Source organism: Chthoniobacterales bacterium, from assembly GCA_039930045.1.
Lineage (GTDB): Bacteria > Verrucomicrobiota > Verrucomicrobiia > Chthoniobacterales > DASVRZ01 > DASVRZ01.
The window spans coordinates 16,407-41,295 of sequence record JBDSQB010000006.1; the positions used below are offsets into that span (position 1 = coordinate 16,407).

Consider the following 24,889-nt stretch of genomic DNA (forward strand, 5'->3'; position numbering starts at 1 on the left):
TAATGTAGAACTTCGATGTCATGTTCAAGTATTTGAAAAAGTGTGTTGCGGAGTGGATTGGAGGACTAGGTCATCTAAAGAAAAATGGGCGCAATTGCGCCACCCACTGTGAACATTCGTGGCGAAGTCATCATCACACGACTACCTGGTAGAATCGCCTCGGCTGCGTGGCTCCGTTGGTGTCGATAGACCTGGATGGTGCCACCAGTGCCGGCGATGTTGTCCTGCACCGTGACCAGCGTCGCATCGCGTTCGTAGCCGCTCTCATCGAATTTCACGAAAGTCGGCTACACTACAAAAGCCTCTGCGGCTTCCCACAGAGGCTTTTGAACTTTGAGACTTGGCGAAAAAAAGCGCCTACGCCATCATGCGCCGACGACGGACGAAGATGGCCGTGCCGACCATGCCCACGGCGACAAGCGCCAATTCGTTTGGCTCGGGAACGACGACGAAACCAAGATCGTCGTAACGGACGAAAGCATTTTGGGCGATCGAAAAGCTCTTGATGTAGTTAGTCCCAGTAGCTGACAGACCCTCGAAATAATTGGATTGCGGGGTCGTATTCGGTCCCGCTAACGCTCCCGAGGTGCTGGCGGTGGTGTTGTCCAGAAAGGTAACCGTCAGCACGGAAGAGCGAGCGTTATCGTTCCGATTCCCGAGGAAGATTCCGATGGATTGCAGCGGCGTGCTCAGAGTAAAAGTTCGGGTGGCCGAATCGCCACCAAGCCCCATTCCCAAACCCGCAGAAGTCAGTTCCCCGGTTCCGTTATTGGATTGGTTGATACGGTCGGTGGAGCCCAATGTCATAACCAAGCTGTTGGTCGCCGAAGTGCCATAGGACAAGGTGATGGTATCTCCGTTAGCGATGCCGGCGTCGCCCAAGGCGCCAAAGGCGGCACTGTTAAAGTCCCAAACACCACCGGTGTTGTTGGTGAATGCGCTTGCCACGTTCGTCGCAAAAGTCGCATTGGAAATGGAACCCGTGGCGTCGAGAATCGTATGACCGTTTGTGTTCATGACTCCCACCGTGGTGTCGATGAGGGGGGTCGCAGATGCGGCGGTGATTGAAGCGGCCAAGATGCCGGCCATGGCGAGTATGGATTTCATGGTTTTTTTGGAGCAGGTACTTTGTGTTGGCGTGGATGCCGTATCGCATCCGATGATTGAGGTTTCTGGGTTCATATTTTTTTTGTTTACGACTACGGTTACTTCGGATTTTTGTGGAAAATCTTTTCTTCGTCGAGCGAATCTTTCCCACCGCGACTGGGACGCAACGCGGCGAAGTCGATGAGATTCCGTTGCCGTTTGCACGGTACTTGGATCTCCTGGGAGGTGAGAAGGGGGTTCACGATCATGGATCTGCTGTGATACTGCTCAAGGAATACAGAATGCGGGCGAACTTCCCAATTAATAATCTTGCCGTAAAATTGATACAGTATCATGCAAAGACATTTCAAAACCATCCTTGGCGCCACGCCCTTGATCTGACGACTTGGGCCCGCCTTGCAAGTGCTGCGGTGGTTCCGCGCCATTTGAAAAGCCGCTACGCGAAGTAGGAGCGCCCGGGCGCAACCGTTTGGGGTTTCCCCGTCCGAGCTTGGGGGAAGCGAAGGCGGGCAAGAGGATTGAGATCGACGCGAACCTCGTACCGGGTGGATTCACCAACTGACGACCCGGTAGAAGCGTTTTCCTTGGGCGCCCCCGCCAGTGTCGGTGACCTGCTTGGTGCCGCCGTTGCCGGCGATATTGTCCTGCGGCACGCCGTTGGTCTGCACCGTGGTCCATGAGCCGCCTTGCAGCGTATCGGAACGCTCCGCGCGGTAGGTTTTACCCGACACACTCGGGAAACTCAGCACGAAGTCGTTTCCGCTCGCTTGTATCTGGGTGATCTTCAGCGAACTCGACGAGTCGTTCGGATTCGTTCCCGCCGCAAATTCCTGCGCGTTGGTCATGCCGTCCCCGTCGGGATCCGCATTGGGATCCTGGCCGAGCGTGTTGAATTGCTGCAATTCCCACGAGTCGCCCAGGCCGTTGCCATCGCGGTCAACGCCGGGTTCGGGCAGCGCGCCAAAGTAGAAATCCGCCCCACCTTCGTAGAGGCCCGTTGCGGTCGTATCCGCCGAACTCGGTCCGATGGTGGTCGCGGCGGGACTCTGGAATTTATTGCCGATGGCGTTGATCGCGTGAAGCAGCGAGAGATTGCCGGCGGGAAATGTCGGGCTCACGCTGGTGATCCACGTATAGTTCGACGGCGTGAGGCTCGGGGTGAGCACGCGCAGGAAGAGATTCGAGGTGTCGGTCGTCAGGGTGATCGGCTGCTGGGTCGTCCCCAGTTGCGCCCAATAAAGCTGGCCATGGTAGCCGCGGAACTCCGGATAACCCCACTGCGTTCCGTTGACGATGTTGTTAGCCGCCTTGTAGTTCACCCCGATTTCCTGACCTTCCAGGCGATTTTTCCACACGCGATACGGACCCTGCCCCAGCCAGCGCATGCCGGTGACATTCGCCTCGGGATAGTCGAAGGTGACGCCGAGCCACGTCTGCGTGCCGGTGAGCGTGTAGCGGTATTTCAGATTTACCCATCCGTTCGGATGGATACGCCACTGGAAGCCGTTGCTTGCGCTGGTAACATCATTCATCGTCACGACATAATCCGCGCCGTCGAACCCGTGGGTGACGCTCGACGTCGTCCAGGAGCCCGACACGGGGCGAGGCCCGTTCGAGAGCGACACTGGCTGGCCGGAGACAGTCACTCCATTCAGTCTCCCGGTGCTGAGATCGAAGGCCCATGTGCGTGTGCCGTTGGTGATGCTGAGCACGCTGCCGTTGACACTAGGGGTAAGGCCGCTGGGCGTGCCGGCAACGTTCACGATGCGGTTGTGCACCTGGGCCACGCTGTGCAACGGCCATGTCCAGGTATAAATCTCGCGCCCGAAGGTATCTTTCGCTGTCACGCGCAGCGCATCGTAGCTGGCCACGCTCGCCGGGACGCCGAGCGTGAGCGTGCCCGACGCACCGGAGGCGACCGAAGGTCCGGCGAATTCCACACTGCTTTTGCCGACGATGAAGCCGCTGTTCTGCACCGCCGTCGAATCCGTCGGGTCCGGAAACCAGCCGAGTTTCCAGCTAAACGTGCATTGGTTGAGATTGGTGAAGTCGAACCGGTTCTCGACCGCGAGGGAGCCGGTGAAGGTGGCCGGGTTTGGCGCGGTGATTTGCACCGGGCTCCACAAGGCTTTCACACTGTAATAGCTGGCCTCTTTCTCGCGATACGGGCCGACGATGCCGTCGGCCGCGTCGGCACCACTCACGCTGACCGCGCCGCCCTGGTCGTCGCGCACAATGCCTTCGTCGATGAGCGACCAGATGAACATGCCGCCGCCGTTGGGCGCGGTGCGCATCGCGTTCCAATGATCCGCCAGGCCCGCACCGCCGCCGCCATCGAAAAGAGCGTGCTGCATCTCCGTGGGCATGAACACCGGCTGGCCCGCGCCGAGATAACTGATGAAGGTGTCGTAAGGGGCGTAGTGGTGCGTGCGGACGCCACCAGTGAGCTCAGTGGGCCAGTTGGCCGGGTGCAGCACCTTGCGATTCTGCGGATCCCAGAGCCCGAAGTCGTCGTCCAAGGTTCCGTTGGAACCGCCTTCATTGCCATTGGCCCACGCGAAAATGCTCGGGTGGTTCACATCCCGAATCACCATCTCGCGCACGAGGCCCGGCCCGATGATATTGTCGTAAGCTCCCTGCCAGCCAGCCAGTTCGTCGAGCACGAGCAGGCCAAGCCGGTCGCACTCTTCGAGGAAATGTTTCGAAGGCGGGTAATGGCTCATCCGCACGGCATTCATGTTCAAGCTCTTCATCAGCTCGATGTCGGCGATGCTCACCGCGCGGCTGGTGGTGCGTCCGTCCGTCGGCCAGATCTCGTGCCGGTTTGCACCGCGCATCACGATCTTCTTCCCGTTCAACGTGAACCCGCTGTTCGCGACGAAGCCGATCGTGCGAAAGCCGATGGTCTCGGTGCGCGAATTCAGCACCGCCGCGCCGTCGCGCAACTCGATGGTGAGTTTGTAGAGGTTCGGGAACTCGGGCGACCACGGCTGCGGGGTGGGCAGGGTGGCGGAAAGAACGACGCTGGTGGTGCCGGTGGCCGCGGCCTGGGTGAACTCTGCACCGAGTGGGTTGTTGTTCATGTCCGTCACGCGGGCCGCCACGGTGCAGGGGCTGGTCACGCCGGAGAGAAACGAACTGACGCTGATCTGCCCGTTGGCCTTCGCGTCCACGGCGACGCGTTCGATATTCGCGGGCGGGCGGGCTTCGAGATACACCGGCCGATGGATGCCGCCGAAAACCCAGTAATCCGCCGTCCGCTCGGCATCGTTCACGGACGCGTTCGCGGAGACTTTCTTGACGGTGGCTTCGAGCAGATTGCTCGCGCCGTAGTTCAGGTTATTCGTCACGTCGTAGCTGAACTCGTAAAAGCTGCCCTGGTGAAGCGCGCTGGTGGATGTTGCCGCCTGGCCCGCGCTGACGCCGCTGCCGATGGCGGAATACAGGTCTGTGGCCGTGCCGCCGGAGTTTTGCAGGGTGAGAGTGCCGCCCGCACCCGTGACCGGCGCGACGGTCGTGCCGCTGGAAGCGGTGTTCAAATTCCACTGATACAGCGGCGTGGGTGGCGTGGCGCTTGCGCCGAGACCGGATGCGCGCACCGACTCGAGCTGGGCCTGGCTGAGGGCGCCGTTGAAGATGCGGAAGTCGTCGCCCGAGCCGTCGAAGGCACGGCCGCGATCGCCGCGGTTCAGGAAATAGGCGAAAGCGTTCGCACCAAACGGCACCGATGCGCCCGCCCCGTAAGTGGCCGTGGTCACCGGGGTTCCCAAGGCACCGGATCGGTTTCCCACATAAATTTTCACCTGGTTCGAGCCCAGCGTGGAATCGTAGGTCACCGCCACGAACGTCCAGTCGCTTCCGCTCAGTACGTTGGGGGTGGCGATCACGCCGTTCCCGGAATCGGTATTCACCTTGAACTGGAGCGTGCGGGTGTTGCCGCCGGAGTTGTAGGCGGCGAGATAGACGCCATTGCCGTTTGCATCGTAGTTCGCAGTCGCGCCGATCAGCATGAGCCGGGGGAAGCGCCCGTCGGGTATCGTGCTGAAGTCCGCCTCGGGCTTGATCCAGCAGGCCAGCGTGAAGCTGGTGAGCGTGCCGAGGTTCACGTTGCCGGTGGCGCTGGCGGCTATGCCACCGCCCTGCCCCATCGAGGTGGAGGCGGCGTTGTTGAAGGCGCGGTCGTTGGCCAGCGGTGTCGGGGTCGAGACCGTCCCCCCGCCGGGCGCCGCGCCGTTGATGCGTGTCTCGGTGTCGGTCATCGAGCCCTCGTAGACGAGGAATATGCGCTTGCCGGCCCAGTTGGCGGGCACGTTGAACGTTTTCTTATACTCGCCATACTCGGTGGTGTTGATGTTGCCGTATTCGTAGGTGCCGAAGCCCTTCGTCTCCCAGCACGACGGCACGGGAATCGTCGTCCAGACGCCTGCATTCCGCCCGGCGGACACGCGAAAATCCCACGGCACGGTGTTGTCCTTGTCGGTGCCGGAGAGATACTGGACCTCATTGGTCGTCGCGACGCTGGGGGCGACCAGTCGAACCGTCTCATTGTCCGCGATCCCCGTCACCTGGTAAGTGCCGCCGCCGGTGAAGGTGGCGGTCACAACGCCGTTACGCACCACGTTGACCGTTTGGCCATTCATGTCGGCCGTGTCCACCGTGAGTTTGCCGGTGACCGCGTAGGTGCTCTGCAGATGGAAGGTGAAGGTCTTCACTCCGGGGGTTAAGGAATAGAGGAGCGAGCCCGCCCCGTTCTGCCCGTCGCCGACGAAGAAGCTGAATTTTTTGGTGCGGACGAAGCCGGCGACAAACAGGTTGTCGCTGGCATTCAGCACGGGGGCGGCAATCGAGCCATTGAGCACGCGGCTGAGATACCACGACAGGCCCGACGCCTGCTGGTCGGTCGTCAAGGTGGTATGCGGCCAGTATTGCTGCTCGCTGGCGTCATTGATTCCATTGCCGTTGAAATCCTGATAGGTCCCGGCATTTCCCGTATGCAGAGTGATGTTATTGAATTCCCCGGTAAAACTCGCGGCGGCGATCGCATTGTTCCGATAGCTCGTGTCGTTGATCGGCGGACAAGTGGGCTCGTCGCCGTTCACGAAGAAATGAATCTCGCTGTAGGGATTGTTCCGGGAGGCGAGATTCGAGGCCCTCGCCATGTAGCGCGAGGTGATCAGCGCGGTCGCGCCGTTCGGATTGCCCACGTCGGTATCAAGCTGCGTCTTGTGATTGCTGGCGGCCCCATTGTTATACCAGCCATTGACCAGGTCGTAACCGTAGTCCGACATGCCATAGAAGGCTCCCCCCGTGCGGAACAAGTCGGGGAATTTCGTGAGGGCCGACATGGTGTTTCCTCCTCCGCCTGAATAGCCGGTGATGTTGATGTTATTCGGGTTGATCAAGCTGCCATACTGGGTCTTCGCAGCCTCCACGGCGTCGAGGATATCGTAAATCTCAAGCCCTCCGGAGTCGCGGACGCCGCCGGAACCCTCCCGCCCGCGCATGGCGACTGTGACGACAAAGAACCCCTGATCCCGAACCTGCTGGGCATTGGGCCTTACCTGATCGAAAAGACCTGACGGCCCGGAATACTGATGCAGCATCACCATCAGCGGCGCGTTGGAGACGGCGTTGTTATAATTCGCCTCCATCTTCAGATCGAGGGGGCCTCCCGCATCCGTGCTGATGGTGGACTGATACGTCTTGATCTCGGTAATGTTCGCCGCGGCGGCGATTCCCGTCGTGACGATAAATGCTGCGGCGGTGACAATGGATTTCAGGGAGAGGGAGTTCATTGGAGGAGAAAATGCGAAAAAATGTGGATGATAACGTAACGGTATCACCGTTGAGGACGTTGACCCCGCTGAAAGACGCGTTGTCAAAATTCCACACGCCACCCTGAACGAGAGCTGTGGCCGGGTCACTGACCCGGGCTACAACGTCGTCATCCCGAGCACGGAGGTATCGCCGCTCAGGGAAATGGTTTCGTTACCGTTTACGCTCGACTGGTTGAACACCGCGGTATCGGTCGAAGTAGGCGCAACGCCCGTGGTGCCGCCGGTCGTGGCGTTGTCGGACCAATTGGCGCTCGTTTGCCAGGTGCCCGGGGTCGTATCCCAATAATAGATCGCCGCCTGGGCGGAATCGCCGGAGAAGAGGAATACGACCGTGGACGCGGTTGCAACGGCGACGGCGAAGCGGTTGCGGAGTTTGAGGGAGAAAGAGGGCTTGTATTTCATCTTGGTTTTGAGGGGAGGAGGCTCAGTGCAAAAAATTTGATCGAACGGGATGGGAGGTTTTCATGGGAGCTTTCATATTGGCTCTGATTTGAGATTGTGCTCATAGGGATATTGGAGCTGTGATAAACATTCTCTGTTTGCTGAAAAACTTTCAAAACATTCTGCCGTCGCCGTGATGTTACAGTATTTCCCCCCCCCCGTAAATCGGTCCATCTGTGGACATTATCAGCGATCCAAAGGCCTAATCTCGAAGCTGCTGGGCATTGGGTCTCACCTGATCGAAGAGCCCTGTGGACCCGGAATACTGATGCGTCGTCACCATCACCGGCGCGTTGGAGACGGCGTTATTATAATTTACCTACATCTTCAGATCGAGCACTCCTCCCGCATCCGTGCTGATGGTGGACTGATACGTTTTGATCTCGGTAGTGTTCGCCGCGGCGGCGATTCCCGTCGTGACGATGAGCGTTGCCGCGATGAAGACTGATTACAGGGAGAGAGAGTTCATTGGAGGAGAAAATGCGAATGAGCCTCGAATCGAGTTTACGATCCTGACTAAAGCGGCTTCCCATTCTGACTATAGCGAGTGCCAAAAGGAATTTCCGGCTGCGCCGGTGTAGCGTCGGCTCTGTGAGCCGAAAATGCGCTCACAGAGCGCACGCTACATTGCCAAAGGCGGAAGGAACTTTTGGCGGGCACTCTAAAACTAACTCGAATGATTTCGGACGGTGTGATACCCGGAAAAGAAAAAGGGGTCTGAGCATGGCCCAGGCCCCCCTAAAATGCCTACCCTTATTTGCAGCAGTTGTTACGAAATGAGGCTTCGGAGTTTGTGGTTTGAAAACTAAACTCGAGGAGTTGCTCCACGGCGACGGAAGAGAGCGAGCATCCCGATGCCACCCAGAAGAGTGGCGATTGTGGTCGGCTCGGGAACGGACGCCAAACCGTATATGCCCTGACCGTCTGCAGAGGAGAAGGAGAAATCGCTGATCGAAGCCGCCGCGCCATTGAGCTTAATCTGGCCAGCAGTAACAAGGGCATCGAAGCTGGACTGATCCCACCCCTGAAGCGAGAGGGCACCCGTGCCACCGCTGATGAAGTTGACATAGGAATTGGTGCCGATCATGAACGTGCTTGCCGTGGTGGAAAGTCCGGTCGCAAGTGTAAAGCCCGTCTGCTTGAAGATGCCATCCGTGATGTTTATCTTGCTTGCCCCATTGCCACTGGCCCAAACCGCTGTGCTATTCAAGGAGCTGAAATTTCCACCAAGTCCGAAGGGAATGGCCCCCGACACACTGAATGTTCCGGTAGTCAGATTGATCGTGCCCACAGAATTATTCCCGAAGGGGCCGACGTAAACTCCGCGACCATCGTCACCTGAATTTGCGGACGTGACCGCAAATGTGCCGCCGATCAGATTGATCGAGGCAGAGGCAGAGTTAAAAGGGCCATTGGCAATCACGAGTCTTTGCTGACTCCAGCCTTGGCTCGTGATATCCCAATTCACCGTGGCACCTCCGCTGATATTGACCGAGGAACCGGCGGCCTCAACATGCTGGCCGATGGAGGTCTGCCAATATCTATTAATAATGTTCAAGGTGCCGCCGGTTGCGTTGATCGTGCCTGGTCCTGCAGGAGATGCCGCTCCATTGCCAAGCGTGGCGATGTTCGCAGTGAGGGTCAACGTGCCGCTGCTGATATTCAGAGTGGCATTGATGGAGGCACCATCATCACTAGGACCCATGTCGTAGGTATTGGTGGGCGCGTCGGAGAAGTCCTGAGTGCCGGTCATAGTTCCTGGACCGGTGTAGGTCCAGGCCGCGAACGCGGGAGTCACGCTCAGAACAAATCCGGCGGCGGACAGGGCAAGGAACTTCCAAGGGGTAATTTTAATGGATTTTATGATTTTGGAGGGTGGAAGGTTTGAGTTTGCTGGTGGGTTCGACTCTTTTGCATAATAGGCCCAGCTGATAATAAATCCCACAAATGAACCTGGGAATTGATGTTACAGTATTTTTGGTAACGCTGGCTGGATGACGGGTTTCACATGCTGACGGCCACCCGGTAGAAGCGTTTGGGTTGGGCGGCACCGCCGGTGTCGGTGATCAGGATAACGCTGCCGTTGCCAGCGATATTGTCCTGAACGGTGACCCACGAGCCGTTTTGGAGGGTGTCGGAGCGCTCCACGCGATAGGTTTTTCCAGACACACTCGCGAAGCTCAGGACCATGTTGTTTCCGTTGGTCTGCATCTGGCCGATCTTCAGCACGCTCGACCCGCTGTTTGGATTCGTGCCGGCGACGTATTCCTGAGCATTGGCCTGGTCGTCGCCATCGGGATTAGCGGTGTCGGCGGCGTTGCCGGTGTTGGCGATGGTGCCGAAATTCGTGAGCCGCCAATTTTCGACCGCGGTATAGGTAGTCGCCGACACCGGGCTGGAGGCCGACCCCAAGCCCGAGGGGCCGTTGGCGGCGATGGTGTAATACCAGGACGCCCCATCGGCCAGGCCGGAGTCGATGTAACTCGTGGCCGTGACTCCGCTGGCCAGGCTCGTGATGGAGCCGCCGCTGCTGCTCGAGCGCTGGATCGTGTAATCGTTCGCACCGCTCACGGCGTTCCACGAGAGCGTGATCTTCTTACTGCCCGGCGTGGCGGTCAGGTTCTGCGGCGCGGCCAGCGGGTTCGCAGTAAGCGTGACGCGGTTCAGGTTCCAGCCTCCGCCGTCGTAGAAAACGCGCATGACGTGCGGGCCGGCGGTGAGAGTGACGTCCGGGACGGTGACGTCGGTGTAGGTCTGCCACCCGCCCGTGGCGGAAGCCGTCATCAGGCCGGTGACATTGACGCCGTCAAACTCGACGTGCCCCTGGATCTGCGGGGACAAGGAGGCGGCCCGTAGCGTGATGCGATAACTGCCGGTATAGGCGACGTTGACGGTGTATTCGAGCCATTCGCCCGTGGCGGTCCAACCCACGTTGTAGCCGCCTTCCGCGCAGGTCTCCACGTCAACGCCATCGGAGCGATACTGTCCGCCCTGATTGGCGGTATCGCTGTCGTTGTAGGCGAAGTCTTGGCCGCCGATGTCGTAGTTTTCCGCCTCAATGACTCCGGGCACCGGCCAGGGCGTGCCGCCGTAAGGCCCTTGAGTCAGCGGCGTGGCTGCGAGCTGCGAGGAGTTCGTGCTTTCGCCGTAGGTATTCAGCGCGGCGACCACGTAGTAATAGGTCGTCCCGTTGGTCAGGCCGGTGTTGGTGAAACTCGTGCCGGTGACGGTGGTGACTGTCGTGTAAGGCCCGCCGCTGACGGTGGCGCGCTTCACGTTGTAATCAGTCGCGCCACTCGAAGCGTTCCAGGTCAACGCGACTTGTGCGTTGCCTGCCGTGGTGGCGAGTTCGCCCGGAGCCGACGGCGCGCCAGCTCCCGCATCGGCTTCGCCGACGAGCGCGATGTCGTCCACGTAGAAGGTGGAAATTGCCGAGCCGCTGGAGTTCTGGATCCACAGTCCGTCGAAGTCCCACACGTTGGTTAGGCCCAGCTCGGACAAGGGGATCACCACGCGTGTCCACTGGCCGGCCAGTGGCGGCGGGATCGGCTTGAACACCTGGGTGTTCCCGCTGCGCAGACTGGCGACCTGGAGCGGTTGTCCCCCGCTCTGCCCGCCATGGATCCAGAAGGCCACCGCAGAGTAGCCGACGGTGGACTGCTCCGCCGGCCGCCGCAGAAAGAGGGCCTCATAACCGCCCGCCGTGACCGAGATGGCGGACGTTCCGCGCCGCACCGGAGCTGCGGACGCCGTGTTCGTCGTCGCCCAGCTCCAGTTCTGCCAGCCATCGACCAGCGAGTCCTGATAGATCATCTTTGTGACTTGCGGCGGGGTGTAAATGTCGCCGTAGAGCAAGCCGCGTCCGTTGAAGTAACAGCGGCCATAAATTTTCGGATCGCCGGTGATTTGGGATACAATGCCGTATTGGTGCTGGTCATCGTTGAGGCGTATCCAACTCGCGGCCGTATCCTCGGAGCGGTAGATACCCCAGACATTGTTGACTTGCCCGCTCAGGTAGAGGACCGGATATCCGCTGCCACTCGCCGTGCGACCGAAGCCGATGGCCTGCGCATTCTGGACGCCGCTCACTTTGGTGAAACTCACGCCGGAGTTGGTCGAGCGCCAAAGGCCCGCCCTGTTAGTGTCGTAGTCGATGCACGAGATCCAGATGTTACCTTCCTGACCATAAACGGTGCGCATGGCTTTATCCACGTTGATGGTGTTCGGGGCGCCAGGGCTGACGGTTGCTCCAGCGACAAAAGTCGCACCGCCGTCCGTGCTGACATTGACCACTCCCGTGGAGGTGATGTAGAGATAGAATTTGTTGCGGTTGACCCGGTCGGAGCAAAGAAGCGGCATCTCCCATGAATAGGTCGGCGTGATGTTGCCGCCACACTGGGTCCAGGTCGCGCCATTGTTGGTTGAATAGAACGCAGGTGAACCCTGTGACACCCAGACCAGCCGTGTGCCGTCTGCGGAAATCGCAATCACGCCGGGGTCGTTGTCCGCAGCGGAGGGATGCGTGGGGAACTCCGTCCACGTTTTTCCGCTATCGGTCGAACGCCCGCCCCCCGTCGCACTCGTGCCATCCGACTTGGTGCCATAATGGGTGCGGACGACGATGGCGGGGTTCTGCTCCGCGAAATCCACGCTCGTATTGCTGCCATAGAACGGGAAGAAGTGATCCGTTTTTGGTGGCGAAACATCGGGGTTGTAGTCCGCGAACCCGCCGATGTCGCCGAACGCGCAGTAAAACAGAGGTCCGCTGGGCGGACTGCATAGCGCGCCGCCGCCGCCCCACAAACCCATTTCCTCGATGCCGTCCGAGCGGAACTGCCATGTTGGCGATGTCGCCGTCAGGTTGTAACTCGACCACACACCACCACCACTGATGTGATAGACGCGGTCAGAGTTGAACGGATCAATTTTGATGTCGCCAATCCAAGTGGGCACGGGAGGTGTCGCCTGATCGAGGTTAACCCATGGCGCGCTCGATCCGTCGATGACCGGCGTGCTGCCATAACACGCGTTCCAAGTCGTGCCGCCGTTCGTGCTTCGATAGACTTCATCGTGCGGATACCAGCGGCCCATCGTGCAGACGACGAGGGTGGTGGGATTTTGCTTGTCCACGGAAACGCCCCCGAAGCCGCCCTGGCTCGTCGGCGGCGTCACATTCGTTGTGGCGAGCGTGGCGAGATTGATTTTACGAACCGCCCCGGCGCCCACGTCGTTCGGTCCCGCCGCGTCGTTGAAAGTGACATACATGTTTCCAAGGCCGTCCTGGGAGGCACGGTGCGGCATGTAGCCGGCAGGCGCGCCGCTAGGCACCGCCGACCAGCTGGCGCCGCCATCCGTGCTGCGGTATAAATTGTTCCCTCCCTGGGAAACCCCCACCCAGATCTCGGGCGTGGCGCTTCCATTGCCCCCGCTGCTCTTGATGAATTCCACGAACACGAGGCCGACCTGGTTCGTCGTGGTGTTGACGGGGAAACTCGTAACCTTGGACCAACTCGCGGCGTAATTCACGCTCTTCCACAAACCGTCAAGGCGCGTGCCGTTGAACAAGATGCTGCCGAGATTGGGATCAACTGCGAGGCGCTCGCCATTGCTGCGGCCGTCGCTGTTAGCCAGCAGCGTGAACGGCGCCGTGACGCGCGTGAAAGTCGCGCCTTGGTTCGTGGAAATCCAAATTTCATTCGGACGTCCCGCGCCCAACCAGCCGCACGTCATGTAAAGCCGGTTGGCGTCCTGCGGATCGAGGGCGATGCTTTCACCGCCGAAGAGGCCAAATTCCGAGTTCGTGGGACCGATGAAATCCTGCAACGGGACCCAGGAATTATTCGCGGGATTCCACCGGTAATTTCCGCCAACGTCCGTGCGGCAATACATCACGCCGGGCACGTTCGGATGCGTCACGATGCCCGTCACGAATCCGCCCCCCTTGATCACGACCTCTTTCAAAACATAGGATTGAGCTTCAGCTGAAGGCGCCGCCAAAAGGACGAGCCACAGCAAGAGGAACGAATGGAGCTGGTTGATCAGGAGGCATTCGCCGCCGCATTTTTTGAGTTTGAACGAAGACATGTGTTTTTGCGACTTGGCGGTGAGGTGGAGCAAGACGGCCAAACACGCCACTTTGACCTGCGTCCAGACACGCGGAATCCCCCGCAGAAGTCCTGCGCAATAATATTTGATGGGGGGGCATTTTTTAGGTCGATTGAGGAATCCGGCGCAGGATCGTTACTGTCTTGGATTCATCATGGAGAGATAAGGGCCGTGCCGCCTTGGCTCATCACCGGATCGCCGTAGATGATGCCGCGTCCGTTGGTGCCAAAATAGACGCGGCCATAGAGACGCGGATCGCCGGTGATGACTTTGCCAATCCAGCCATAGCGATGCTGGTCGTCGTTGATGCGCGTCCATTTCGCGCCTTCGTCGTCGGAGCGATAGACGCCGTGGGTTTTACCGACGACGCCCACGAGGTAGATTGCGTCGTAGTTCCCACCCGGCGCGGCTTTGCCGAAGCCGACGACTTCCGCATTGGCCACTTCGGTGATTTTTTGGAACTGCGCACCGCCGTTTGTCGAACGCCAAAGGCCGTTCCAGTCCGCCGTGAGCCAGAGATCGCCTTCGCGGCTGGGGACTGCGCGCAATGCCTTCGCTCCGGCGGGCAGTTCGTGACTTTGCTCGGCGAAAGTATTGCCGCCGTCTGTGCTGACAAAGAGCTTCCGCTCCTCCGGCGAGAGCGCGTAGAAAGTTTTTGGATTTACGCGATCCGCGATGACTTCCACTTTTGCGCCCAATCCCTCGCAACGTTTCCAATTTGTCCCGCGATCCTGCGAGACGTAGGCAGACCCGTCCGGCGCCACCCACACGAATGAACTGCCGTCGGCCGCAACAGCGACGACGCAGTGGGAATTTTCATCCGTGCCCTGGCTCATCGCGGGCTCGCTGCCAAAGGGCTGCCACGATTTCGCCCCATCAGTGGAGAACGCGCCACGAACCTTCGATCCACTGCCCACCCGCACCACGAGATCGGGATTCATCTGGGCAAAGTCCAGTCCAGACACAGAGCTCATCGTGGGATTCGTCCACATCCCGCCCGCCGGGGAGACGGCGAGATCGTCGTGGCGGAATCCGGCGACATCGAGCAGGCCGCTGATCAATGACGGGCCGCTCGGCGGGCTGAGGAGCGAAGTGACCGCCGACTCCTCGATGCCTTGCGCGTGAACTTTCCAAGTCGTGGGAAGCCCTGCGTCTGCTGCGTTGAGATCGTCCGTCGCCCACATCGTCGCGCCGGTGACGTAGAACGCCTGCTTGTTGTCGAAGGGGTTGATTTCCACATCGCCGATCCAGTGGCCAAAGTCCGTTTTGGCCCGGCCCCAGCTCAGGTAAGGCGCGGCGGAGGGGGCATTGGTCGCTTTTTGCGCGAAGTCGCTCCAGTGCGCGCCGCCGTCTTTGCTGCGGAGGATGTCGTCGCCTTTGTTCCAGCGATCCAGCGTTGCGACCATGAGTGTCTTCGGGTCTGTGGCATCCACGGCGAGACCGGAGTAGCCAAATTTTCCCTCGCCGCCGACGTCCGGCTTCAGCGGCGTGATGTCCGTCCATTGGCCGGTCGTCGTGTCGAGTTTCCACACCGCGCCGTTGGTCACGCCGTTTGGCCCCGGCTTGTCGGAGTAGGTGAGGTAAAGCGTGCCGTCAGGAGCGAGCACCCCGTGATGCGGCATGAGACCCGCTGTCTGCCCGGCGATTTCCTGCCAGCTCGCACCCGCGTCGGTGCTGCGATAGAGGCTGGTCTTCGTGGTAGCCACGCTGACGTAGATGGTCGAGGAAGCGGTCCCACGATTGCCGCTTTTTGCGTCGAAAAGCACAAAGCCGACACCCGCGCCGTCCGTTTTTTCTTTCACCGGGAACGCTGCATCCTGCTGCCACGTCTTGCCAAAGTCGTCGCTTTTCCAAAGTCCGTTGTTTCGCGTTCCGAGGAAAAGACGGCTGCTCAGATTCGGGTCCACCGCCAGCCGCTCGCCGATGGCGCGCCCGTCTTCATTCCCGCCAAACTTGAACGGCACCGGAGTCTTCTCCCACGTCTTCCCCTGGTCCGTGGAACGCAGAATCGCGCCGTTTTTTCCCCAGTTGTTTGTGTAAGTTCCAGCAGCCAGATAAACGCGCTGCGCATCCTGCGGGTCGAGCGCAAGGCTCTCGATGCCGAACAATGTCCAATCATCGTTGCCGACCCAGTCCAATAGCGGAATCCATCGCATACTTTTTGGAGCCCAACGATACGCGCCGCCGATATCGGTGCGGGCATAGACCAGCCCCGGTTTCTTAGGATGAAAAACAACGCCGGTGATGAAGCCGGTCCCGCCGATTTCCACATTGCGCCAGCGATAAGGGCCGGTGATTTCCTCCGCGTCTGGCGCGTCAGGCTCGCCTTGCGGAAGAAGCGTGACGACGGGCTGCGCGGGGGCTGATGATGTTTGTCCGGTGAAAATCCCGCTCCGCTCTGCAGCGCGCCTCCACAGCGCCTGCGGTGATTGGTTAAAAATCAGACTGCCGCCCACGGTGATTCCAAAAATCACCGGCAGGAGGAAGAGGACGAAACGCTTCATGGAGACTCTGGGGAAAAATGTCTGCCAGCCGCGAGCTGCGCCAAAGCGCGAGCCTCACGGTTTCGTCTTGCGCCCGACCTTGATGTCGTCGATGACCAGTTCGTTCTCCGGCCCGTTACCCCAGTTAGAGCCATAAATTTGAAAGAGGATTTGGAGTGTCTTGCCTGATGGATCGAAGGGTTCCTGTAGCGACGAGTCGTCCAGCGCGATGCGATAGACCTGAAATGTGTTGGGTGTCTCCGGCAGCTTGAGGATGGTCGAGATCGAACCGGTACTTTCCCCTGAAAAATTGGCATCTCTCCAGCCTTTGATGATGACCTGAAACTCTTTGGATTCCTTTGATCCCTTGGCAGCAAATTCAATGAAACATTCCGATGCACTCACGCCTTCGTTCCCGGTCATTTGGGCGCGCGAAAACCCAATCGCCGCGAGCGTCCCCCCATCTATAGCGACAAAGTCGGCGTCCAACACCATCGCACGGGAACCCGCCACGCCCACGCCCTCCTTGAAGGCGTACTTGGCCGTCACTTCCGCCTCATCGGTGACGTAACCACCCGGTGTCTCGGGCAGACCGGGATTCCCCACATCAAAGTTTTCATCGATAAACAGTTCGTCCGCCGCCGACAGGGCACCGATAGACATCGTAAATATCGCCAAGGCGAGGCTGGCTGGGAGAAAGGAGTGGATTTTCATTTCATAAGTCTAGGTCAAAACGCGGCGATATAAAAAGTGTATCCGCCGGCAGGCTGTGTTACAGTAACGTAAGCTCCATTTCACACGAAATGGAGCTTTTTGGTTACGCCCTGTAAAGTGAATGGAGATGGAATCATCGCCCCCAAAATATCCTCCGCATTCTGCTAACTAAGCTGAGAAACAATCCACCCTAATCGTCTTTGCTCAACTACATAAGACCCAAATTTTAAAATGCCCTAATGTCCTGTCAGACTAGCGTATCCCTACCACCGACTCAACATCACCGTGAACAACGGCGCCAAGGGGCACGCACCTCTCCGAGCTCGGGCTTTTCACCGAAGAAGAGCCAGAAGGTCTGAATCCGTCTAACAAGAAAGACATGATAGCCACAAAATATGACTACCCTACACACTCAGTTACTCACAATGATTGCCCCCGCGCACAAAATTTCCCTCCTTGTGGCCCTCGTCCTCGCCTCCGTCGCATCTCTGCCCCTCCCGGCGGAGCCGGCGGAGCCGGCCCATAATCCCATCATCTGGGCCGATGTCCCGGACATCGCCATCATCCGTGTAGGAAAATCCTACTACATGAGCAGCACGACGATGCACATGAGCCCGGGCCTCCCGATCATGAAGTCGGAGGATCTGGTCAACTGGCGCATGGCCTCCTACGCCTATGAAACCCTTGCCGACAACGAGGCCTTCCGCCTCGAAAACGGCCAAAACGCCTATGGTCAAGGCTCCTACGCCAGCAGCCTGCGTTTCCACGACGGCGTGTTCTATGCCTCGACTTTCTCCTCCACCAGCTTACGCACCCACATCTACACCACGCGCGATCCGGAGCGCGGCCCGTGGAAAGAGACGAAATTCGAGCCCGTGCTGCATGATCACAGCCTGTTTTTCGACGACGACGGTCGCGTTTACATGGTTTTCGGGGGCGGTCGCATCACGCTCCTCGAGCTGAACCCCGATCTCACCGGAATCAAGCCCGATGGCGTGAACAAGGTCCTCATTGAAAACGTCAACACCGTCTTCGGCGACGACCTGGGCGGCCTCAATGGCGAGGGCTCGCAGCTTTCCAAGATCAACGGCCGCTACTACCTCGTGAACATCGCCTCGCCCCGGAGCCGCTGGGCACGCAGCGTCATCATCAGCCGTGCCGACGCGATCGACGGCCCCTACGAGAGTCGCATCGCGCTCGATGATCGCGGTATCGCCCAGGGCGGCCTCATCGACACCCCGGAAGGCAAATGGTATGCCTACCTTTTCAAGGACAACGACTCCGTCGGTCGCATCCCCTACCTCGTGCCCGTGACGTGGAAGGACGGCTGGCCCGTTCTCGGCGAAGACGGCAAGGCGCCCATGACGCTCGACATCCCCGCCGGCGGACAGGGCGTCTCCGGTGCTTCCGGCATCGTCGCCTCCGACGAATTCAACCGCCGACCCGGCGACCCCGCCCTGCCTCTCGCCTGGCAATGGAATCACAATCCCGACAACAAGCTTTGGTCAGTCACGCAACGGCCCGGCTTTCTGCGTTTGACTACGGGCCGGGTTGACGCTGATTTAGCTTCCGCCAGGAATACCCTCACTCAACGCACCTTTGGCCCGAGCAGTTCCGCCACCACCAGCATCGACGTGAGCGGAATGAAAGATGGCGACTACGCCGGCCTCGCCGCCTTCCAGAAACGCTATGGTTTTGTGGGCGTAAAGATGAGCGGCAACACCAAGTCCCTCGTCATGGTAAGCGCCGATTCCGACACTCCCGAGGAAATCGCCTCGGTGCCCCTCTCCGGCAAAACCGTTCACCTCAAGGTCGAATGCGAATTCGCGCCCGCACCTGAACTCGCCCGCTTCTCCTACAGCCTCGACGGCAAATCCTGGACCCCCATCGGTCGTCCCTCGGGCCTTAAATACACCTTTCCTCACTTCATGGGTTATCGCTACGCCCTCTTCTATTATTCGACCAAGACCGCCGGCGGCCGGGTGGACTTTGACTACTACCGGGTCGGGCAAGGGGCGAAAAATGGTGGTTAACAAACAGCCTCCTGCCCCACCTCTCCACCAACGCCGATGCCTCCAGCCTTGCTCACCTCTTGCTCCACCTCCCGTCCCGCCGATTCCCATGAAAAATAACATCCTTTCTCAAAGCCTCGCCTTCGCAGGCATCTGTCTGCTCGGCTTTGGCGGTACGCTTTCCGCCGCCGACAGCCTCTCGGGCACCGCGCCGCTTACTCCCTTGTCCTGGACGACCACCGGCCCGCTGGTTCACCCCACAGCCGACGAGGCTCACCCCATTGTCGCCGTGAAAGATCCCACCGTCGTTTTTCACGACGGCCGCTGGCACATCTTCGCCACCACTGCAGGAAGCAAAGGCTGGGGCATGGCCTATTTCAATTTTGCCAACTGGGACGAGGCGCCCAAAGCCAAGCCCTTCTACCTTGACGAAAACCCGAACCTCGCCGGCTACAACTGCGCGCCGCAGGCCTTCTACTTCCGGCTGCAGAAGAAGTGGTATCTGATCTTCCAGTCGGGGCAGCCGCGCTTCTCGACCAGCGACAACATCGCAGACCCGATGTCGTGGAGCCAGCCGCAGGACTTTTTCGAGGGCAAGCCGAAGAGCGTCGTCGAAGGCTGGCTCGACTACTGGATCATCTGCGACGACACCCACGCGTATTTGTTTTTCCCCGACGACGCCGGCCGCATGTATCGCAGCCGCACGACCCTCGCGGACTTCCCGCGTGGTTTCGACGAACCCGTCGTCGTCCTGCAAGAGGCCAAGAACGACCTCTTCGAAGGCTCCTGCGTTTACCGGATCAAGGGCTCCAACAAGTTCCTCCTTCTCGTCGAATGCATCGGCAAGCACGGGCACCGCTACTACCGCGCCTGGTTGGCCGAGCGCCTCGACGGCGAATGGAAGCCGGTGCCCGGTGCGGACTCCGAGGAAACCCCCTTCGCGGGCGACGCCAACGTGCGCACGAGCGACGGCAGCCCCCGCTGGGCCGAAGGCATCAGCCACGGAGAACTCCTCCGCGAAGGCAGTGACGAGACGATGACGGTCGATCCGAAAAACCTGCAGTTCCTCTACCAAGGCCTTCCTGTCGGCACCCAGGAGCCCAATTACCTCCTCCTGCCCTACCGCCTCGCGATCCTCAAGCCCGCTCCGGCCCAACCCGCCAAGTAAGCCCCCCCAGTGGCATTCCCCACCCACACCTCCAGGCTCTCGCGAATCGCGTTCCTCCTCCTCGCGCTCGCCGCCTCCGCTCACGCCGAACCGCCCGCCGGCTCCGCCGAGATGGTGGACGCGTCCCACGTGCGGCTGCTCCCCGGCAGTCCCTTCTACGACCGGCAGGAGCTGCATCGCACCGGCTACGTCGGCCGGCTTGATCCCGACCGCCTGCTCTTCGAATACCGCAAGCTGGCCGGCCTGCCCCAACCCGCCGGCATCACCGCCGGCTACGGCAGCTGGGACAGCGGCTTCATCCGGGGACACATGGCCGGCCACTACCTTTCCGCCGCCTCCCGCATGGCCGCCGCCACCGGCGACGACTCCTTTCGCAAAAAAGCCGCCTACCTCGTCGCCGAGCTCGCCAAGTGCCAGCAGGCGTTGAAACAGGACGGCTACCTCGCCGCCTTCCCGTCCGTCGCCCTCGATTGGCAGGAGGGCGCCTCCAAAAACTCGGGCGGCGTGGTCGTGCCCTATTACACGCTCCACAAGATCATGGCCGGCCTCGTGGACGCCCACCACTACCTGGGCAACAAGCAGGCGCTCGACGTTGCCCTGAAGCTTTCGGCCTATCTCCAGAAACGCCTCCTCTCCCTCCCGCCCGACCAGATCGAGCGCATGTTCCGCACCGATCAAAGCCGCAACCCGCAGACCGAATTCGGAGGCATGGCCGACGTGCTCTCCGAACTGTATGCGATCACCGGCGACAAAAAACAGCTCGAACTCGCCGCCCTCTTCAACCGCCCCTGGCTGATCGACCCGCTCGCCGCCAACGAGGACCGCCTGAAATCCCTCCACGCCAACACCCACGTCGCCCAGCTGGCCGGCATCGCCCGCTACGCCAACCTCACCGGTGACGCCGCCGACCTCCGCGCCTCGGAAAACTTTTGGGCAATGGTCACCCGCCACCACTCCTTCGCCATCGGCGGCAACTCATACAAAGAGTGGTTCGACGCCCCCGACGTCGAGGCCGGCCCATCCATCAACGATGGCAAACGCCTCCCGCCCACCACCGCCGAGAGCTGCAACACGCAAAACATGCTGAAGCTCACCGCGCGCCTCATCGAACGCACTCCTGGCCGCGCCTACTACGCCGACTACTTCGAACGCGCCCTCTACAACCACCTCCTCGCCACCATCGCCCCCGACACCGGCGCGATGACTTATTTCACACCCCTGCACGGCGACTTCCGCACCTACCTCGACGGCACCCATTGCTGCGTCGGCTCGGGCATCGAAAACACCGCCCGCTACAACGAAGGCATCTACTTCCAACACCCCGGTCACCTCTGGGTGAATCTCTACATCCCGTCCGCCCTCGACTGGACCGCCCAGGGTCTCGCGATCAAACAGGAGGGTTTCCCTCCATTCACCGACACGGTCCGCCTCACCGTCGTCCGCGCCGCCCGTCCCGCCGAGTCCACGCTGCACCTCCGCGTTCCCGGCTGGTTGTCCGGCCCGGTCGCGCTGTCCATCAATGGACGCCCGCAACCCGCCACCGCCAAGCCCTCCAGCTATCTCGCCGTGAAACGCGTCTGGCAAACCGGCGACGTCGTCACCCTCAAGCTCCCCTCGGCGCTCCGCCTCGAACGCGCCAAGGACGTTCCCTCCATGATCTCCGTTTTCTACGGCCCCCTCCTCCTCGCCGGCCGGCTCGGCCACGACGGCATGACCGGAGATTTCGCCGACAAAGACGCCTACCTCAAACTCCCGCCCGCGCCGGTGCCCGCCATCATCAACGCCGCCGCCAACCCCTCCGATTGGCTGACCCTCGCCGACGCCTCCACGCTCACGTTCAAGACGCACGATGTCGGCCCCGCGTCCGGCATCGTATTCCAGCCGCTCTACGCCGTGCATCACGAACGTTACTCGGTGTATTGGGAACTCGCGGACGCCGCCGCCATGGCATCTCCGACCACGCCCGCGCCGAACGCCTCAGCCAAGGAAGCGACCTCGGTGCTCGACCGTGTCATCATCGGCGACACCGACTCCGAGCGTGCCCACGATCTCTCAGCGGAGCAGAGCCTGACCGGACACGTTGCCAACTACTCTTGGCGCGATGCCGCCCCGAACGGAGCCTTTTCCTACGTCCTCGCGCTCCCGACCGTCCCCAAGTCCACCCTAATCTGCACCTACTGGGGAAGCGACCGCGACCGCACCTTCGATATCGTGGTCAACGGAGTCGTCGTCGCCACGCAGACCCTCGAAGGCCGCCAGCCGGGCAAAGCGATCGAGGTCGCTTATCCCCTTCCGCCCGAGTCGCTCACCGGCCAGCAAAATCTGACCGTGCGCTTCCAAGGCTCGAACCAAGGCCGAGTCGGCGGACTCTTCGGGCTCCGTCTCGAAGCCACCCGCCCTTAACGCCCCATCTCCGTGAAAAAAACAACCCGCTCCGCCATCGTTCTCTTGTCCGTGCTGGCTTCGCTGCCTGCGGCGTCATTCGCGCTCAACCCGGTTATACAAACGATGTTTACCGCCGATCCGGCCCCGGTGGTCCATGACGGCACGTTCTACCTATTTTCCAGCCACGACGAAGAAGCCGGAGAGAATGGCCTCATTCGCCATCCGATGACCGTCAAGGCCTTGGGCGAGCGCACCCTCGGGACAAAAACTGCGGCACGTCCTACGAAGAGGCTCCCTCCGACCTGCTCGCCAGCCGCGCCGGCAACGCTTGGGAGCCCGTTCGCTCCCGCATCGACATCTCCGACCTGCATCACAACCGCTACAAAGGGTTCTTCGCCCTGCGCCCCGGCTTGATGGCCGCCGGCTCAAGCGACGTCCGATTCAACCACTTCCAATACACTCCCTTCATCCTTTGAAAAATCTTCCCATGCAACTCCGTCTTGCCGCCATCGGCTGTCTAGTGATCTCCACCCTTTCGTCGGTGCCTGCGGCGCCGACCGCTTCCGTGCAAGCCATGCAGCTCAACGGCGCCGCCGGAGGCCCGCGCTTCGACGGCATCGGCGTGGTCAACGGTGGTGGCGCGACGTCGGTGCTGCTCAAAGATTATCCCGAACCGCAGCGCAGCCAGATTCTCGACCTCGTTTACAAGCCGAAGTTCGGTGCCTCCGTGAGCGCGCTGCTCGTCGAGATCCCCGGAGACGGCAATTCCACGCAGGGCTCGATGCCCAGCCACATGCACACGCGTGACGACCTCAACTACACGCGCGGCTACACGTGGTGGATCTTGCGCGAGGCGAAGAAGCGCAATCCCGACCTCTCGCTCGACGGCTCGGCCTGGAGCGCGCCCGGCTGGGTGGGCAACGGAAATTTCTGGTCGCAGGACGCCGCCGATTATTACGTGAAATGGCTGCAGGGGCTGCGCAGCATCTACGGCTTGGAGCTCGACGCCATGGGATGCCGCAACGAAATGGGCGTGAGCCTCGACTTTGCAAAGCAGCTCCGCGCGAGCCTCGACGCGAATGGATTTGGGAAAATCAAAATCCACGCCTTCGACAACTGGCCGAAGGACAAATTCGACTTTGTGAAGAACCTGCTCGCTGACGAGAAGGCGCGTGACGCCATTGCCATCCTCAGTGCGCACACGCTGGCGGAGGAACCCGTCTCTGCCGAAGTTCGAAAGCTGGCGGCGGAGATGGGCAAGCCGATCTGGAACACCGAGGAGCACGTCTATTTGAAGGGCTTTGACTGCGCGATCAGCGTCGTGAAGGCATTCAACGTAAATCACATCCGTAGTGGCGCGACCCGGATCGTGAATTGGTATGATATCGCCGGCGTTTACCCAATCGAGCCGTATGCAGAAGACCCTGCGGCGCTCCTCGCGTGGTCGCCTTGGAGCGGGAATTATCAAGTCCGCGAGGCGCTGTGGGGCTACGCGCACTACGGCCAGTTCACGAAGATCGGCTGGCATTACCTCGAAAGCGGGTGCGGCCCGCTCGACGGCGGCGGCACGGTCGTGACCTTCAAATCTCCGGGCGGCGACGATTACAGCATCATTCTCGAGACGAAGGGCGCGAAGGTGTCCCAGCAGGTGCGCTTCCAAATCGGCGGCGGCCTGCCCGCGAAACCGTTGTGTGTCTGGCGCAGTGACGAGAAGGCGCAATTCGTCCGGCAGCCGGACATCACGCCCGTGAGCGGTGCGTTCACGCTCACGCTCGAGCCGAATGCGATCTATTCGCTCTCCACAACGACGGGGCAGCAGAAGGGCTCCTTCGCGAATATACCCGCCGCGAAACCGTTTCCGTTCCCCTACCACGAGACATTCGAGGAATACACCGACCCGAAGATCTGGGGCTGGCTGCCGCGCTACACGGCCGACATTTCCGGCGCTTTCGAGATCGCGGAGCGCCCGGACGGGAAGGGGAAATGCCTGCACCAAGTCGTGCCGGTTCGCACGATCTCGTGGGCGCAACCGGATTGGCTGCCTTACACGATTCTGGGTGATGACCAGTGGCAGGACTACGAAGTCGGCGTCGATGTGTGCCTGAATCCAGGCGACTCGGCGGGTGTGATGGGGCGCATCAACCATATCGGTGCCGGCTACGGCTTCAACCCGAAAGGCTACTTCCTGCAACTCTCGGCCGACGGCGAGTGTCAGCTGGTCGTCATTCGAGGGAAAACGGATAAAAATAGACTCGTCGGCGACGCCGAGCAGCAGGCTCTCATCAAAGCGGGCAAGGGCGAGAGCGAAGGCGGCGAAAAGGTGCTCGGCACTGTTCACGTCCCCGGAATCGCGCCCGGCCAATGGCACAATTTAAAGCTCCGTTTTAAGGGTTCCTCGATCACGGCGCTCGTGGACGACAAGCCGGTTCTGAGCGTGACGGACACTCTTTACTCCCACGGCATGGCCGGCCTGCTCGCGGGCGGCGGCGAGCAGAAAAAGCTCAGCACGCCGTGGTTCGACAATCTTCTCATCAAAGCCGTCAACGCGCCTATGCCGAAGCCGACTGCGCTCACGCCAGAACAATCGCCGATTTACGGCGCCCAAGGCACCGTCCAAACTCCAAATACACACTAACC

14 protein-coding genes are annotated in these 24,889 nt (G+C 60.5%); 6 read left to right on the forward strand and 8 right to left on the reverse strand.

The features are described 5' to 3' along the window. Positions 1–74: 74 nt before the first annotated feature. Both ABIT76_05585 and ABIT76_05590 read right to left on the reverse strand, forming a co-directional pair. Positions 75–278 carry a hypothetical protein gene (locus tag ABIT76_05585; GenBank protein ID MEO7932612.1) on the reverse strand — a complete coding sequence of 68 codons (204 nt, stop codon included), beginning with the start codon at positions 276–278 and terminating at the stop codon, positions 75–77. Positions 279–357: 79 nt separating this feature from the next. After that, entirely contained in the window at positions 358–1,182 is an 825-nt protein-coding gene (locus tag ABIT76_05590) for a PEP-CTERM sorting domain-containing protein (GenBank protein MEO7932613.1), read from the reverse strand. Positions 1,183–1,220: 38 nt separating this feature from the next. On the opposite strand from ABIT76_05590, the gene ABIT76_05595 reads away from it, so the two are divergent. Continuing rightward, positions 1,221–1,556 carry a hypothetical protein gene (locus tag ABIT76_05595; protein ID MEO7932614.1) on the forward strand — a complete coding sequence of 112 codons (336 nt, stop codon included), beginning with the start codon at positions 1,221–1,223 and terminating at the stop codon, positions 1,554–1,556. Positions 1,557–1,658: 102 nt separating this feature from the next. Here the strand turns inward: ABIT76_05595 and ABIT76_05600 are convergent, their stop codons facing one another. The 6 genes from ABIT76_05600 to ABIT76_05625 all read right to left on the reverse strand — a co-directional run bounded on the left by ABIT76_05600 (position 1,659) and on the right by ABIT76_05625 (position 16,687). Beyond that, complete coding sequence (locus ABIT76_05600) at positions 1,659–6,902, reverse strand: glycoside hydrolase family 2 TIM barrel-domain containing protein (protein MEO7932615.1); 5,244 nt, start codon at positions 6,900–6,902, stop codon at positions 1,659–1,661. Positions 6,903–7,040: 138 nt separating this feature from the next. Then, complete coding sequence (locus ABIT76_05605) at positions 7,041–7,346, reverse strand: hypothetical protein (GenBank protein ID MEO7932616.1); 306 nt, start codon at positions 7,344–7,346, stop codon at positions 7,041–7,043. A gap of 844 nt (positions 7,347–8,190) precedes the next feature. Continuing rightward, positions 8,191–9,330, reverse strand: a complete 1,140-nt coding sequence (locus ABIT76_05610) for a PEP-CTERM sorting domain-containing protein (GenBank protein MEO7932617.1) — start codon at positions 9,328–9,330, stop codon at positions 8,191–8,193. A 59-nt stretch (positions 9,331–9,389) separates the two neighbouring features. After that, positions 9,390–13,469, reverse strand: a complete 4,080-nt coding sequence (locus ABIT76_05615) for a carbohydrate-binding protein (protein MEO7932618.1) — start codon at positions 13,467–13,469, stop codon at positions 9,390–9,392. Positions 13,470–13,642: 173 nt separating this feature from the next. Beyond that, positions 13,643–15,994 carry a carbohydrate-binding protein gene (locus ABIT76_05620; GenBank protein ID MEO7932619.1) on the reverse strand — a complete coding sequence of 784 codons (2,352 nt, stop codon included), beginning with the start codon at positions 15,992–15,994 and terminating at the stop codon, positions 13,643–13,645. 54 nt (positions 15,995–16,048) lie between these two features. After that, the gene (locus ABIT76_05625; GenBank protein MEO7932620.1) at positions 16,049–16,687 is read right to left on the reverse strand and encodes a hypothetical protein; all 639 of its coding nucleotides are present in this window, start codon (positions 16,685–16,687) and stop codon (positions 16,049–16,051) included. Between the two features lie 395 nt (positions 16,688–17,082). Between ABIT76_05625 and ABIT76_05630 the strand changes: the two genes are divergently transcribed. The 5 genes from ABIT76_05630 (at position 17,083) to ABIT76_05650 (ending at position 24,887) form a co-directional block, all read left to right on the forward strand. Then, entirely contained in the window at positions 17,083–18,720 is a 1,638-nt protein-coding gene (locus ABIT76_05630) for a glycoside hydrolase 43 family protein (GenBank protein ID MEO7932621.1), read from the forward strand. A gap of 88 nt (positions 18,721–18,808) precedes the next feature. Then, positions 18,809–19,867, forward strand: coding sequence for a non-reducing end alpha-L-arabinofuranosidase family hydrolase (locus ABIT76_05635; GenBank protein ID MEO7932622.1), 1,059 nt, complete (start codon positions 18,809–18,811; stop codon positions 19,865–19,867). A 9-nt stretch (positions 19,868–19,876) separates the two neighbouring features. After that, positions 19,877–22,270 (forward strand): beta-L-arabinofuranosidase domain-containing protein, encoded by a 2,394-nt coding sequence (locus ABIT76_05640; protein MEO7932623.1) that lies wholly within the window; start codon positions 19,877–19,879, stop codon positions 22,268–22,270. Positions 22,271–22,282: 12 nt separating this feature from the next. Continuing rightward, positions 22,283–22,666 carry a hypothetical protein gene (locus tag ABIT76_05645; GenBank protein MEO7932624.1) on the forward strand — a complete coding sequence of 128 codons (384 nt, stop codon included), beginning with the start codon at positions 22,283–22,285 and terminating at the stop codon, positions 22,664–22,666. A gap of 73 nt (positions 22,667–22,739) precedes the next feature. Further along, the gene (locus tag ABIT76_05650; GenBank protein MEO7932625.1) at positions 22,740–24,887 is read left to right on the forward strand and encodes a family 16 glycoside hydrolase; all 2,148 of its coding nucleotides are present in this window, start codon (positions 22,740–22,742) and stop codon (positions 24,885–24,887) included. Positions 24,888–24,889: the final 2 nt, after the last annotated feature.